The following is a 14351-nucleotide window of genomic DNA, read 5'->3' as shown; positions in this document are numbered from 1 at the left end:
TTTTTTATAGCTGGAAGCGGTAAAATTAAATTAAGCTCATTTTAACAGAATAGAACTTGGACTCATAAAGAGAAAGCAGACTGTTAAAGTCAGTGAGGAATTACATTGGAAGAAAAAAGGACAATTAAGAGAAAACAAAAGAATAATACCTTTTTATACCTGTTAATAGGAGGGTTTCTTCTCATATTAATCATAAGTCTGACGTCTCTGCTGCCAAAAAGCCCGGTGGAAAGCAAAGACAATGGGGAGGATGGTAATACAGTACAGCAGCCGGAAGGTGAAAGAACCGTAATTCCTGCCATTATAGCCGGGAAAGATGTTAACAGCGGGAAATATACCTTAAGAGGCATTAGTGATGGACAAGATATAAACCTGATGTTTACAGATAGTTCATTGACAATGGATAAATATGGTAAGAATGTTACGGCAGAGAAGTTAAAAGTCGGAGAAATAGTTGAGGCAACCTATAATAAGGAGACTTCCGAAATTGTTAGCCTTCAGATTTGGGATAAGGCATGGAGATACCAGGGGATATCTAACTGGGGGTTGGATGGGGAAGATGGAAGCATCCGCATTGCAGACAAATTCTATCAATATGCAGATTATCTATTGATTACCAGAGACGGAGAGGAACTGACTTTAGAGGAGCTTGATACTGCCGATGAACTGTTGGCAGTAGGTTATGAAAAAAAGATTTATTCTATTATCGTAACAAAAGGTCATGGAACACTTAAATTTACTGATTATGAGGACTTTATCGGAGGAACGGCTTATATCGGAAAGCGGGCGGTTCTGGCAGTAGAAGAAGATATGGTTGTTACTGTAAGAGAAGGGGACTACGAGGTTACACTGGAAAAAGGAAGATTGACCGGTACCAAAACCGTACAGGTTCTGCCTGAGGAGGAGGTTGAGGTCAATATGGGAGAGTTCAAGCTGCCACCTGTTCAGTCTGCTATGGTGACTCTTCATGTATCTCCGGAAGGTGCGGATCTGTATGTTGACGGAAAAGAAGTCTCCTACACGGAAGCCATTGAGTTAGAATATGGAAAACACAGTATAAAGGCAACCTTAGGAGGATATAAAGAATATAGCGGGATCATAGATGTACAGGAAGAAGAAAAGGAGCTCTATATCAAGCTGGCTGCCGCAGACAACAGCAGTGAAGAGAGCACAGCTGGAGAACAGAATCCAGCAGGAGAAGAGGAAGACGGTTCCAGCTCAGGCGGAGACAATAGCAGTACAGATTCAGGGAATAACGGAACCTCTACGGATACTGACAATACGAATAACAATGGTAACAACACCAATAATTCCGGGAATACAGGAGGAACCTCTAAGAAGTATGTTTATATCCAAAGTCCGGAAGGAGCGTCAGTATATGTAAACGGGGAATTCAAAGGAATAGCTCCTGTAAGTTATCCGAAAACAACAGGACAGCAGTATATCACCCTTATTCAGTCGGGTTATAATACGAAAACCTATACCGTGGAAGTAAAAGATGACGGTGAAGATGTTAAACTTAATTTCCCTGCGATGGAAGCATCCAATTAGTATAAGTTAATGGTGATTTGCACAGAGCGTTTCGGAACTTAATAAAAGTTTTGGAACGCTCTTACATTTTAATTACCACTTTTTTAATTGCCACTTTTAGGATTTGCAGCTCATTATCAGTAATATATCTCACTTTTCAGCATAAAATACTGTAAGTAGATTCTATGAGGAGGCTTAGAGTAAAAGATAATATTTTTATTCCAATGCCTATAATGGAGGGTAATGTGAAAGCAAGCAAACATCTCACTGCTGTCAGAAGATGTCTTGGCAGCAGAAGGTACCTATCCGGTCTGTTCATATTTATCATAGCGGGAGTTTCCCTGCTGTTTTCAGGCTGCAGTACACAGGATACAGGTGGTAAGAAGATTAAAGATCTTGAATTTACAGTGGTAGAGGATGCCGATGTACCGGAACCTTTAATGAAGATGATTAACGAAAAGAAAAAGGAACCTTTCAGGTTATCCTATTCTGATGTGGAAAATCTGTACATAGTAGTGGGGTATGGTGAACAGCCTACCGGCGGTTACAGTATTACTGTAAACGAAGTATATTTAACAGAGGATGCAATAGTTGTAGACACCAATCTGGTGGGACCTGGTGAAAATGAGCAGGTTACCAATGCACTTACATATCCATACGTAGTAATAAAGACTGAATTTGTTGATAAGACACCTAAATATAAATAATAGTAAGAATGAAAGACTGTAGCAGGCTGTATTTTATATGTCAGGCAAATAACCGGTATATAAAGTGCGCTTCGTTACAGTCTTTTAAATTCATGTCCATGATATTATTCATACTCAAGATTAATCTTGAAACAGAATTCCATAAGGAGCATTATTATACGACCTGGTAAGTTCTAACCAAAAGCGAAAAGTGAAACCTCCATCATTTGCACAATGACTATAGTATAATTTGCATAAATAATTATTTAAAAAAATCTTGCTATACATGCATTTTTTTGGAAAAAATGGGTATACTAGAACGCATAAGTAAAAAAATGACAAGATATAGTGACTTTTAAAAGTATAATTTATTATTTTTTATATAAACAAGTAGGTAAAAAGTACTGAATTGTCAGAAAATTATTTGACATTTATCAAAAAATTTGATATAATAAGATAGTTATGTGTTTACTTATGTTCCGAGTTATTGGTTTGTATAAAAACCCTTAATATAAAATGGCATACCCATAAGGAGGCTGTAATGATGATGAAACAAGCAGATGTAAGCAAAGTTCGCAGAGAAGTTATCAGTCACATAGGAAGCAGAGTCAGGATAAAAGCTAACAGGGGAAGAAATAAGATTGACATAACAGAAGGCATAATAACTGAAACCTATCCAAGCATATTTCTGGTGAAGATTGAAGATGGATCAGCTGAAACTTTTAAAACATTATCTTTTAGCTATGCAGATGTATTAACAAAAGATGTACAGATGATGTTGTGCTAATTTGATATAGACAAGCTGGGAGGATGTTCCGGAGGTCATAAGACCCCGGGACACTCTCCCTTTTTTTATTTCTTGGCACAGGACCAATTCTTTATTCATAAATATTACTTCTTACGAATATTATATGGTATAAGACAAGGAGGGATATTTTTGTGGAACTGATAAAGAAAAATGTTCATATGAATAAATTAAAATGTCAAACCAGCCTTCAGCTTACCCTGGATGATGACTTTAATGTGCCGGATGTAAAGCCTGACATTTATAAAATTATTAAAGAACAGGGCACAGTAAAAATCAATGATGTTAAAATGTCAAATGGTAAGCTCATGGTTAACGGCTCACTGCATTTTAATGTCCTTTATCTCAGTGACGAAAACGCAAGACCCTTACATAATATGGCAGGAGAAGTTACTTTTGACGAATTGATTCACTTAGAAGATGCCTGCGCCGGAGACGATGCAGTGGTTCACTGGGAGCTGGAGGATATGACCACCGGGTTGATCAATTCCAGAAAGCTAAGTGTTAAAGCCATTGTATGCCTGACAGTGCTGGTGGAAGATCTTTATGATGAAGCAACGGCTGTAGGAATCGAGAGTGATGGAGATATCCAGTTCAGGAACAAGAGTATTACTGTCACTGATGTCGCCGTGGATAAGAGGGATACATACAGGGTAAAGGACCAGATACATTTGCCTTCTAATAAAGGGAATATATCAGAGATACTCTATAGCGAGGTTGAACTTCGTAATGTAGAAGTAAGATTACTGGAGGATAAGTTTACAGTAAAAGGGGAATTAATTGTTTTTATTATTTACGCAGGTGAAAGTGAAGACAATCCTGTTGAATATTATGAAACGGAAATACCTTTCTCTGCCACTGTGGATTGCAACGGCTGTTCTGAAGATATGATAGATAATATTACTTTCACCATATCAGGCGTTAATTTGGAAGTTGTACCCGATGCTGACGGGGAGGAAAGAATCGTTGACGTAGAAGTCGTAATTGATATGGCTATCAAAATGTATGAGGAAGAAGAACTGGAGCTCTTAAGCGATGTTTACTCTCCTTATAAGGATTTGGTTCCGGTAATGAAGGAAGCCCATTATGAAAGCCTTCTGGTCAAAAATAACAGTAAAGTAAGAGTCAATGACAGAATCCGGTTAGCTCCCGGCCAGCCGGAGATTCTGCAGATCTGTCATGCTTCCGGAGATATTAAGGTAGATGATATCGAAGTTACGGACAGCGGTCTTTTAGTAGGTGGCGTCATTGATATTCAGGTTCTGTATATCTGCCCGGATGATAGCAAACCTCTGAATTCCATTAAAGGTGTAATCCCCTTTAACCAGACAGTTGAAGCCAGAGGAGTTAATACAGAAAGTATTTACCGCATAAAACCTTCCCTGGAACAGTTAAGTGTTATGGTACTTGACGGTGAGGAGATGGAGGTTAAGGCAGGAATAGGACTGAGTACCATTGTATTCAATGCTCTCACAGAGCCTATCATAGCAGATGTGCAGGAATATGATCTGGACTATGAGAAGTTAAAGGGTATGCCCAGTATGGTAGGGTATATTGTAAAGAATGAGGATACTTTGTGGAGTATTGCCAAGAAATATTACAGTACGGTGGATAAACTCAAAGAACTGAATGATTTAGAGGATGAATATATAAAACCCGGTGATAAACTGTTAATCACAAAGAGAGTGGACAGAATCCTGTAATTTCTTCAGCTCTCAGCAGCACCGGCATGTTCGGAGCAGAGTCAATGCAATGTTATGCAGGTAATGACCCTAATGGGATTAGAATAAAAAAGTGTTCCATGGCTTTTTTCTGTTTTTGAAAAATAGCCATGGAACTTGATTAGTTTGCCTGTAAGTACAGGCTTATGTATGTAAGAAAAGTTACTTTGCAGATTCGGTGGTGGAGGATTTCCACTCATCCAGCTTCTTTAAAGTGGCATCCAGGGTTTTCTGACAGATTTCAGGAAGCTCACCGCCCCAGGCTTTGGTTGCCTGTTCATAACCAGTCTTCACAGCGTTTATCATATTCTCCGCTTTTGCCGGGTCACTGCCTGCTAAGGCTTTTGCAAAAGATACTAAACGATCGGAGGTTTGTTCAACTCCCCAATAACCGTCTTCTGCGATGTCAGCTTTTGCCTGATTAGCTGTTGCTTCGTCTACGGTATATTCTCCGCTTCTTAAGAAATTCCACATAGCATCTGAATCAAAAGCTTTTCCCTGGGAAAGCATCATCTTCTCAACCAGGCTTCTTAATTGTGATGTTCTTTTCTCAGCTTCTGCTTTAAGAGATTCTACCACAGCGGTATCGCTTTTGGCAGGAGTTGCAGTAACTTCTGTGGATTTTTCATATACTGCAGCAGGTGCAGAGCTGCTTTTTTGTGAAGCGCCGGAAGTTTTCCCGGTGGTTTTTGCCGTCGGTGCATAAGCAGCCGCTGTAATTCCATTTACATTCATCTTCATACCTCCATGTATGGCAATGTCAATAAGTCTACATTGACCATATCGGATAAAGAGGGCTAAAACTTAAGACCTGGCTGGTAAAGACCGGTTAAAAATACCTGTTTATAGGATTTCTCAGCTTTTAACTGATAGAAAGCCTTTTCTGCTTTTTCTCTGTTGTCGAATAATCCAAACACCGTAGGACCGCTGCCGCTCATCATGGCTACGATGGCTCCAAAGGCTGTAAGTTCTTCTTTGATCTGGCCGATTACAGGATATTCTTTTATGGTAACGGATTCCAGCACATTACCAAAGTGGCTGACGGCAGCTTTTAGATCCTTCTTATTTATAGCGGCAAGAATAGCATCGATGTTCGGGTGAAGGGTATCCTCCTCCAGCTTAAGGTGTTCATAAACATGTTTAGTCGATACGTTAATTCCGGGCTTAACAATAAGTATATGACAGGAAGGAAAGGGAGGGACAGGGGTCAGTATTTCACCGATACCCTCGGAAAGAGCCGTTCCCCGTAAGAGGCAATAAGGAACATCGGCACCTAACTGCAAGCCCAGTTGTGACAATTCCTCCTTTGACAGATTTAGATGAAACAGGCGGTTTAATCCGTAAAGAACAGCAGCGGCATCGCTGCTTCCGCCAGCGAGACCCGCTGCTACAGGGATTTTCTTATCCAATATAATATGAACACCCTGGGTAATACCATAATTCTTTTTTATTAGAGCGGCGGCTTTATATACCAGATTATTTTCATCTGTAGGCAGGTATGGAAGATTCGTCTTAACGGTTATGGAAGTATTGTTGGTCCGTAATATGGATACCTTGTCATATAGGCCGATGGTCTGCATAATCATACGAACTTCATGATAACCGTCCTCCCTTTTTCGCACCACATCCAGGCCAAGATTTATTTTTGCATATGCTTTCAGCTTGATGGAATTCATGGATACTCCTCTGTAAGTTAATGTCTTTATTATAATCTTAGAGAAAGCGTTATGCAAGTTTTACTCTAATTTGACAGATAATCTTTTATTAATTCAAAAAGTTTGAACTTCACCCGGACATCTGCTTTTTTCGAAGAAAAGACGGCTTCGTATTCGTCTTCTGTCAGTACATGCTTTAACTGTTCTTTGGATTCTTTGGGTACCACGCTGTAGGTAGCATCCACAAAACAGAGAGGCGGGAACATGATGCACCACCAATTCTGCCCTTTTGCTTCTCCAATTTCAACACGCAGAGCCTCGTACTGTCCCGGCGGCAGAGTAAGGTCTCCATAAATTTTAATAGGAAAGTAACCAGTTTCCAAAGAAGCTGTAACCGTATACTGATACCCATTCTCCTGTATTATATCTTCTGACAGAGCTTCCAGAGCCGCCAGATTCTCTTCAATGACACGCCTTGCTTCATTAACATCCGTCAGGCTTGACAGCTTGGGTCTCAGGGCTTCTGTCAGGGCTGATTTGACCTTCAGCTTCAGAGCCTGGTCTTCCGCAGAATCGCTGTTGGCTATCACATGAAAGCGAATAATCTGGGACGCAATATCCTTTTGCATGGCAGCCTTGCTCTCATAAGGATCTGCATGTATAACCTTAATGGAATATAAGAGGCAGAGTAAGCAAAGAGACAGGCAGGCGCTTAATTTAAGGATCAGCTTTCGGTCAACGGATTGGAATTTCTTATGTAAAGGACCTCTGTTTTCTGAAAATTTATGCCGATGCAGGAATTGATAAATATGGATTTTTATTCTGGACAAGTTCCCGGACCTCCTTTAGATATTTATAATTATTTTAAGTATGTACGGATAATCCAAAATTAAACAAAAGAGGTAAAAAGAATAAAATCCTTGCGATTTATAAAAAGAAAGAGTAAAATAAAAAAAGCTATATGTATAAAATAGAAATATCAGGCTCAAAGTTTTGCCTGGTATTATTTGCACATACAGCGGTATAAATTCAAAGAAAATCACAATCATAAAATAGAATTTTAAGGATAAGATATAGAGATATAGGCTTCGAAAGCAAACATCAGGATATTAAAGGAAGGATATCAGTATGAGTAAAAAAACAGTTGCAGTCTTGTTTGGCGGGCAGTCTACTGAGCATGAGGTTTCTTGCGTTTCCGCTACTACCGTAATTAAACATATCAATGCGGATTTATACCGTATTCTCATTATAGGAATTACCAAAGAAGGAAAATGGCTGAAAGTAAACAATGTGGATGAAATTACTTCAGGTACCTGGATTAAAAATACAGAAACCGCAGTTCTGTTACCGGATGCTTCACTTAAGTCCGTGTTGATTTTAAACGGTGACAAAGCAGAAAAAATAAAAGTAGATGTGGTATTTCCTGTTCTTCACGGATTATGCGGAGAAGACGGTACCATTCAGGGACTCTTAGAACTGGCTAAGATACCTTATGTTGGATGCGGAGTTTTGGCTTCCTCCGTTTCCATGGATAAATTATATACAAAAATCATCGTGGATACGCTGGGCATCAGACAGGCAAAATATGTGGCTGTTACAAGGAAAGACCTAAACAGCATGGAGGATACCATTAAAAGAATTGAAGCAGCGATTCCTTACCCTGTTTTTATAAAACCCTCAAACTCCGGCTCCTCCAGAGGTATCTCTAAGGCAGAGTCCAGAGATGAACTGATAGCAGGCTTAAAACTTGCTGCAGAGCATGACAGAAAGATACTGGTAGAGGAAACCATTAATGGACGCGAAATCGAATGCGCCGTACTTGGAGGTAATGAATCCAGGGCATCCGGTGTAGGCGAAATCGTAGCTGCAGCACAGTTCTACGATTATGATGCCAAATACAACAATGCAGAATCTAAGACAATTATCTCTCCTGAACTGCCCGCAGGCGCAGCTGATACAATTCGGGACTATGCTATAAAGATTTTTAGAGCAGTGGACGGACATGGTTTATCCAGAGTGGATTTCTTCGTCGATAGAATTACCGGAGAAGTAATCTTTAACGAAATCAATACCATGCCAGGTTTTACATCCATCAGCATGTATCCCATGCTATGGGAGGCTAAAGGAATCGGAAAGCCCCAGTTGATAGAAAAATTATTGCAGCTTGCCTTTGCCAGAGCAGCAGAAGCAGGAGGAGAGAGCGATGTCTTGTAATGCACCTATCGGTGTTTTTGATTCCGGAATCGGGGGATTAACGGTAGCCAGGGAGATCATGAGACAGATACCGGGAGAAACGATAATCTATTTTGGAGATACTGCAAGGGTTCCATATGGAAGCAAATCACAAAAGACTATTATTACTTACTCAAGACAAATAATCAAATTCCTTCAGACAAAAGACGTAAAGGCCATTGTTATCGCCTGTAACACGGCCAGTGCACTTGCACTTGAGGTGGTTGCAAGAGAGGTCTCAATACCTGTAATCGGAGTGGTAAAACCTGGTGCCAAGGTGGCTTCTGAAGCTACAAAGAATGGAAATATCGGAGTAATAGGTACAGAAGGCACCATCAACAGCGGAATATATAACACATATATAAAAGAACTGAATCCGGATGTACGGGTATACGGAAAGGCCTGTCCCCTCTTTGTTCCTCTTGTGGAAGAAGGCTGGCTTACAGATCCTTTGACAGTGGAGGTGGCAAAGAGATATATCAGCAGTCTCCTTGAACTGAATATAGACACTCTGGTATTAGGGTGCACCCACTATCCTCTTATACGTAATATAATCGGATCAATAGTAGGAAATGACGTAACATTGGTTAATCCTGCTTATGAAACAGCCATAGAGTTAAAGCAGGTGCTGATGCAGGCAGGAATAGAAAATAACGGACCTGCCTGTGAGCATAAATTCTATGTAAGTGACGGTGCGGATAAATTCAAAAGGTTTGCCAATACCATACTTCCCTGTGACGTAGTTGAAACTGAAGATGTGAATATTGAAAGCTTTGCGGATGCTCTGACAACATATTTATAGCCTGAAAGCAAGGCGTGATAGGGAGGATTGCATGAAGAAAGATGTATTGGTTTCCATATCCGGACTTCAATACGAGGTAGACAGGGACGAGCCCATTGAAGTAATATCCGTGGGTCAGTACTATAACAAAAACGACAAACATTACATTTGCTATGATGAAGTAATAGAGGGCACCGACGGAGTGACCAGTTGTACTGTTAAGGTAGGAAATGAACAGATTGATATTATAAAAAGAGGTGCCAGCAATGTCCATATGATATTTGAAGTAGGCAGGAAGAATACCACTTTCTACAACACTCCTTATGGCGATCTGCAAATAGGCATTCATACCGGCAGGATACAGGTAGCAGAGGAAGAGGATAAATTGACGTTAGAGATAAATTATGGACTGGATATAAATTATGCCTTTATCGGTGACTGTCAGATACAGATAAAGATAACCTCGAGAAAATAAACAGCAGTAAATAAGAAATAAAAACAGCCGTTTTACCTGTAATATCAAGGGTAGGCGGCTGTTTGATTTTAAGCTTTGTTATTCTTTGTAATTTTGCCTTTGATTCTTGCAAAAAGTTTTTGCTTTTCAGGCTTTACATCAAGATTTGTGCGTAAGCCTTTTACATCCATAATGTAAATACCGTTCATTACGGCTTTTACTTCTTTTTTAACGGGGATAAGATCAAAAATCTTATCGTCGCACATTAAATTCATAATCTTTGGTCCGATTTTTGCTTTTACAATGGGGACCTTAGAACGGCGCAGATATTTCGGTGTCTGATCGATTACTATCTTTGGCAGATCGGCCTCCGTTAACTTCATTCGCTTTTTATCTATTACTAAAATAGAAACTGACTGTGCGCCGGCTTTCATCTGAGCCTGACTTTCTTCAGATCTTTTCTGAAGCTTTCTTCCATAAATGGACAGACCGATAAGAGCACCAAGAACAACAACCAGAACTACTATCAATACAATAATACCGGGACTCAACTTTCTACCTCCTTCCCCAGAATTTGCAATGGATTTATTTTATCATTAATTTTTCAAAAGTTCAAGTAATTAAACTGTTTGGCCGGCATTTTTCTGAAGCATGCCACGGATAATATTCTGAACATGGGAGCCCAGGAATTTACGCTCTTCTTTGCTTAAGGAACCTGGCTCTACGGGTTTGCCGTATTCTATGATAACTTTCGCTCTTCTTATCCAGGGAAGATGATTTTCAAAAATATTGTCCGTATTGGATATTGCAACGGGAATGATGGGACAGCCTGATTTTTCTGCAATCTTTAAGCTGCCTTCCTTAAAGGGGAGCATTTCGTCACCATGATTTCTGGTTCCCTCGGGAGAGATGAATACAGAATAGCCATTCTTAACCAGGTCTACTCCTGTAAGAATCATTTTTAGCCCTTCTCTTAGGTCGTCCCTGTCTAAGAAAAGACAGTTAAGATATTTCATCCAGACCTTGAGGATAGGCACTTTCCCGATTTCTTTTTTTGCCACATATCCGGTGAGCGTGGGTACCGTTGCATAACCCAGAACAATATCAAAATAACTGCGGTGGTTGGATACATATAATACAGCCTGGTCTTTTGGAACATTCTCCAGACCCCTTACCTCATACTTTGTACCGCTGATAAACAGAATCACACGAAATGCCCAGGATACGATGCGCTGGGAGGATTCCACTTTTTTTCTGGGATTGATCTTGCCGAGGATGATTTCATACAGAAATAAAAGAAGACTGACGGTAAAAAATATAAGTAAGAATAATAAAACGAATAAGGTTCTCATAACCCCTCCTGCTATAATTTCATTACTGGTATTATAACATATTTTTTACTTTTATGCGCATCTTTTATGAGAACTTACAAAATCCTTAAGTATTATTAAAAATCCTGCTATTTCTTGTACTCTGGAAATAATGTGATATAATGAAAACGTACGGGGAATTTTTAATTTACGCCAGATTCCCTACCAGAGCAACCTGTTCATAAGTATTATTATGTTCAGGACTAACAGGTTATACAGACTAAATAAGTGCACCAGGATAATAGAGTGAAAAGAAAAGCACTATCTTACCAGCCGATATTTATAGGCATTAAACATACAGGCGTGGAAGGTAAATGTGTTTCATAATGTTTGGATTATCCAGAAAGAAGGAATAATGGGAAAAGAGAACCTTACCCTGCTTACTGACTTTTATGAGCTGACTATGATGCAGGGGTACTACAAGAACGGAGCCAACGAAACAGTTATATTTGATGTATTCTACCGAAACAACCCCTCCGGCAGCGGGTATGCGGTTTGTGCCGGACTGGAGCAGGTTATTGACTATATTAATAACATCTGTTTCACCGACGATGATATCGTATATTTAAGAAGCCTTGGTATGTTCGGGGAGGATTTCCTGGAGTATCTGAGAGGTTTTCGTTTTACCGGAGATATCTATGCCGTTGAAGAAGGTACCGTAGTATTCCCCATGGAGCCTTTGCTTAAGATAATTGCACCTATTATGGAGGCTCAATTAATTGAGACAGCCATATTAAACATTGTAAACCATCAAAGTCTTATAGCTACCAAGGCCTCCAGGGTCTGTTATGCTGCCAAGGGTGAACCTGTTATGGAATTCGGCTTAAGAAGAGCCCAGGGACCTGATGCGGGAGTTTATGGAGCAAGAGCCGCAGTAATCGGCGGATGTGTCGGTACCAGTAATGTGCTGACTGCCAGGATGTTTGATGTTCCTGCTCTTGGAACCCATGCCCATAGCTGGATAATGAGCTTTGAGGATGAAATTTCAGCTTTTCGTGAATATGCCAAGCTTTATCCCCAGAACACAACACTTCTGGTAGATACCTATGATACTTTAAGATCCGGAATGCCAAATGCAATAAAGGTCTTTAAGGAATTAAGGGAAGCCGGTATTATGCCTGAGAAGTACGGTATTCGCTTAGACAGCGGTGACTTAGCTTATCTGTCCAAGAAAGCCCGGAAGATGTTAAATGAAGAAGGTTTTCAGGATGCTGTTATTGTTGCCTCCAGCGATCTGGATGAATACCTGATAGATTCCCTTAAGACCCAGGGAGCTGCCATTAACTCCTGGGGTGTAGGTACTAATCTGATTACCTCAAAGGATTGTCCTGCTTTCGGCGGTGTGTACAAACTTGCTGCCATTAAGAAGGGGGATAAATTCATACCAAAGATAAAATTGTCGGAAAATCAATGGAAGATAACGAATCCCGGCAATAAGACAATATATCGAGTTTATGACAAAGAAAACGGTAAGATCAAGGCAGATTTAATTGCCATGGCTGATGAAGTTTACAAAGAAGAATATCCATTAAAGCTTTTTGATCCAATGGCTACCTGGAAAAAGACATATCTAAAAGGTGGCAGTTATACTTTAAGAGAGCTGCTGGTACCGGTATTTAAAGATGGAAAATGTGTATATGAGTCGCCAAGTGTTATGGACATCAGGGCATACTGCCAGAAAGAGCTTAATACTCTATGGGATGAGACCAGAAGACTTGTTAATCCTCATGAAGTTTATATCGATTTATCCAATGATCTATACCAGTTAAAGCATTCGCTTTTAGACAGTATCAATATAACAGGCAATAATTAAGGGGTTTAGACCTCCTTTAGGAAGTACAGTACGGAGAGAGTATGCAAAACAGAAGGAAAAAAGCCAGAAGAATGAAATTATTAAGAAGAATTTTCCTTGTTGGACTGCCGATAGTTGTAGTTGGCAGCATGGGTTATTTTTCCTTAAAACAATTATTAGGTGCCAGTGAATCCACTGCCTCCAGCCAGTATTATAACAACCCGTCCTATCAGGAGGAGGCTTCTGAGGACGAAGATCATAATAACAGTATACCAGGGGAGGGAACATCCGTGGATACAGGCGATTTAGAAGAGGAAATTACAAACAACGATAATGTAACACTGGATACTACACCAGAGAGTATAACGGTTATAGTAAATAAGGAACTCAGGTTACCGTCTGATTATATTCCCTCAGATCTTTCAGTACCAGATGTGGACTTTTCCATAACCTATTATGACGAGAAGAAGCTTATGAGGAAAGAGGCCGGAGAAGCTTTAAAGAAGCTCTTTGACGGCGCAGAGGAGAAGGGTTATATCCTTTGCGGGGTATCTGCATACCGCTCTTATGAAAGGCAATACCAGATCTTTACCAATAATGTTAAGACCCAGGGGATGGACCATACCACCAAATACTCTGCCATACCAGGATACAGTGAGCATCAGACCGGACTTGCCATAGATATCTCAACCAAGTCTGTAAACTACAGACTGGATGCCTCCTTTGGAGAGACACCGGAGTATGAATGGCTAAAGGCGAATGCCCATCTTTATGGTTTTATCATACGTTATCCCGATGATAAGACTGCCATGACCGGTTATTCCTTTGAGCCCTGGCATATACGTTATGTGGGAAAAGCCCTGGCGAAATACCTTTACGAGAATAACATGTGTCTGGAGGAATATTATAAATTTACTCCAAGTGAAGATTACAGTCAGGCTATAAGTTACGATAATCTGGAGGAATACGGTATCAACCCTGATGATGTGAAGGTTCCTACCAGAATTCCTACCAAGAAGCCGACACCAACGCCTACTCTGACACCGACACCAACAGAGGAGCCGACAGATACACCGGAACCGACGCCAACACCTACCAAGAAGCCGGCAAAACCAACAAAGGAACCGACCCAGACGCCGGAACCGACGGAGGAAGTTACGGTAACGCCGGAGGTTACGCCCACGGATACTGTAACGGTAACACCTACGGGAGAAGTAATTACACCCACGGAAGAACCCGGCACAGATGATGGAACGGAAATAATACCCTGATTATACAAAATCATCGGACATTTTCAGGGTTATCCTTTATTCCCTCACCATGGA

The 14351-nt window shown here is 40.3% G+C and carries 14 protein-coding genes; 9 read left to right on the top strand and 5 right to left on the bottom strand.

Annotated features, from left to right (window positions below; all coding sequences use genetic code 11):
* The first annotated feature begins 105 nt into the window (after window positions 1-105).
* The 4 genes from BR73_RS0101475 (at window position 106) to BR73_RS0101460 (ending at window position 4724) form a co-directional block, all read left to right on the top strand.
* Entirely contained in the window at window positions 106-1551 is a 1446-nt protein-coding gene (locus BR73_RS0101475; protein WP_033164104.1) for a PEGA domain-containing protein, read from the top strand.
* Between the two features lie 224 nt (window positions 1552-1775).
* Window positions 1776-2237, top strand: coding sequence for a protease complex subunit PrcB family protein (locus BR73_RS0101470; protein WP_242860606.1), 462 nt, complete (start codon window positions 1776-1778; stop codon window positions 2235-2237).
* A 520-nt stretch (window positions 2238-2757) separates the two neighbouring features.
* On the top strand, window positions 2758-3003 hold the full coding sequence (locus BR73_RS0101465; protein ID WP_242860605.1) for a Veg family protein: 246 nt from the start codon (window positions 2758-2760) through the stop codon (window positions 3001-3003).
* A 152-nt stretch (window positions 3004-3155) separates the two neighbouring features.
* Window positions 3156-4724, top strand: coding sequence for an SPOCS domain-containing protein (locus BR73_RS0101460; RefSeq protein ID WP_051684896.1), 1569 nt, complete (start codon window positions 3156-3158; stop codon window positions 4722-4724).
* A 180-nt stretch (window positions 4725-4904) separates the two neighbouring features.
* On the opposite strand, the gene BR73_RS0101455 is transcribed toward BR73_RS0101460, so the two are convergent.
* The 3 genes from BR73_RS0101455 to spoIIR all read right to left on the bottom strand — a co-directional run bounded on the left by BR73_RS0101455 (window position 4905) and on the right by spoIIR (window position 7227).
* Window positions 4905-5477: a hypothetical protein gene (locus BR73_RS0101455; protein WP_033164103.1), complete on the bottom strand. Its 573-nt coding sequence runs from the start codon at window positions 5475-5477 to the stop codon at window positions 4905-4907.
* Window positions 5478-5539: 62 nt separating this feature from the next.
* Window positions 5540-6418, bottom strand: a complete 879-nt coding sequence (ispE, locus tag BR73_RS0101450; protein ID WP_033164102.1) for a 4-(cytidine 5'-diphospho)-2-C-methyl-D-erythritol kinase — start codon at window positions 6416-6418, stop codon at window positions 5540-5542.
* Between the two features lie 65 nt (window positions 6419-6483).
* On the bottom strand, window positions 6484-7227 hold the full coding sequence (spoIIR, locus tag BR73_RS0101445) for a stage II sporulation protein R (protein WP_051684895.1): 744 nt from the start codon (window positions 7225-7227) through the stop codon (window positions 6484-6486).
* 298 nt (window positions 7228-7525) lie between these two features.
* On the opposite strand from spoIIR, the gene BR73_RS0101440 reads away from it, so the two are divergent.
* Genes BR73_RS0101440 through BR73_RS0101430 form a run of 3 tightly spaced genes read left to right on the top strand, consistent with a single transcriptional unit; the run spans window position 7526 to window position 9885 of the window.
* Window positions 7526-8611, top strand: a complete 1086-nt coding sequence (locus BR73_RS0101440; protein ID WP_051684894.1) for a D-alanine--D-alanine ligase family protein — start codon at window positions 7526-7528, stop codon at window positions 8609-8611.
* Complete coding sequence (murI, locus tag BR73_RS0101435; RefSeq protein WP_033164101.1) at window positions 8601-9431, top strand: glutamate racemase; 831 nt, start codon at window positions 8601-8603, stop codon at window positions 9429-9431. Before BR73_RS0101440 ends, murI begins: the two co-directional genes overlap by 11 nt.
* 31 nt (window positions 9432-9462) lie before the next feature.
* The gene (locus BR73_RS0101430) at window positions 9463-9885 is read left to right on the top strand and encodes a DUF1934 domain-containing protein (RefSeq protein WP_033164100.1); all 423 of its coding nucleotides are present in this window, start codon (window positions 9463-9465) and stop codon (window positions 9883-9885) included.
* A 68-nt stretch (window positions 9886-9953) separates the two neighbouring features.
* Here BR73_RS0101430 and BR73_RS0101425 read toward each other — a convergent pair whose 3' ends face one another.
* Both BR73_RS0101425 and BR73_RS0101420 read right to left on the bottom strand, forming a co-directional pair.
* Window positions 9954-10415, bottom strand: coding sequence for a hypothetical protein (locus BR73_RS0101425; protein WP_033164099.1), 462 nt, complete (start codon window positions 10413-10415; stop codon window positions 9954-9956).
* 69 nt (window positions 10416-10484) lie between these two features.
* Window positions 10485-11216, bottom strand: a complete 732-nt coding sequence (locus tag BR73_RS0101420) for a lysophospholipid acyltransferase family protein (protein WP_033164098.1) — start codon at window positions 11214-11216, stop codon at window positions 10485-10487.
* Window positions 11217-11589: 373 nt separating this feature from the next.
* Between BR73_RS0101420 and BR73_RS0101415 the strand changes: the two genes are divergently transcribed.
* Both BR73_RS0101415 and BR73_RS0101410 read left to right on the top strand, forming a co-directional pair.
* Complete coding sequence (locus BR73_RS0101415; protein ID WP_033166970.1) at window positions 11590-13047, top strand: nicotinate phosphoribosyltransferase; 1458 nt, start codon at window positions 11590-11592, stop codon at window positions 13045-13047.
* 41 nt (window positions 13048-13088) lie between these two features.
* Window positions 13089-14297 (top strand): M15 family metallopeptidase, encoded by a 1209-nt coding sequence (locus BR73_RS0101410; RefSeq protein WP_051684893.1) that lies wholly within the window; start codon window positions 13089-13091, stop codon window positions 14295-14297.
* Window positions 14298-14351 lie beyond the last annotated feature (54 nt).

This window comes from Clostridium sp. KNHs205 (assembly GCF_000702945.1).
Lineage (GTDB): Bacteria > Bacillota > Clostridia > Lachnospirales > Lachnospiraceae > Anaerocolumna.
The sequence above is the reverse complement of the archived record's forward strand: the minus strand, read 5'-3'. Positions and strand labels throughout refer to the sequence as shown.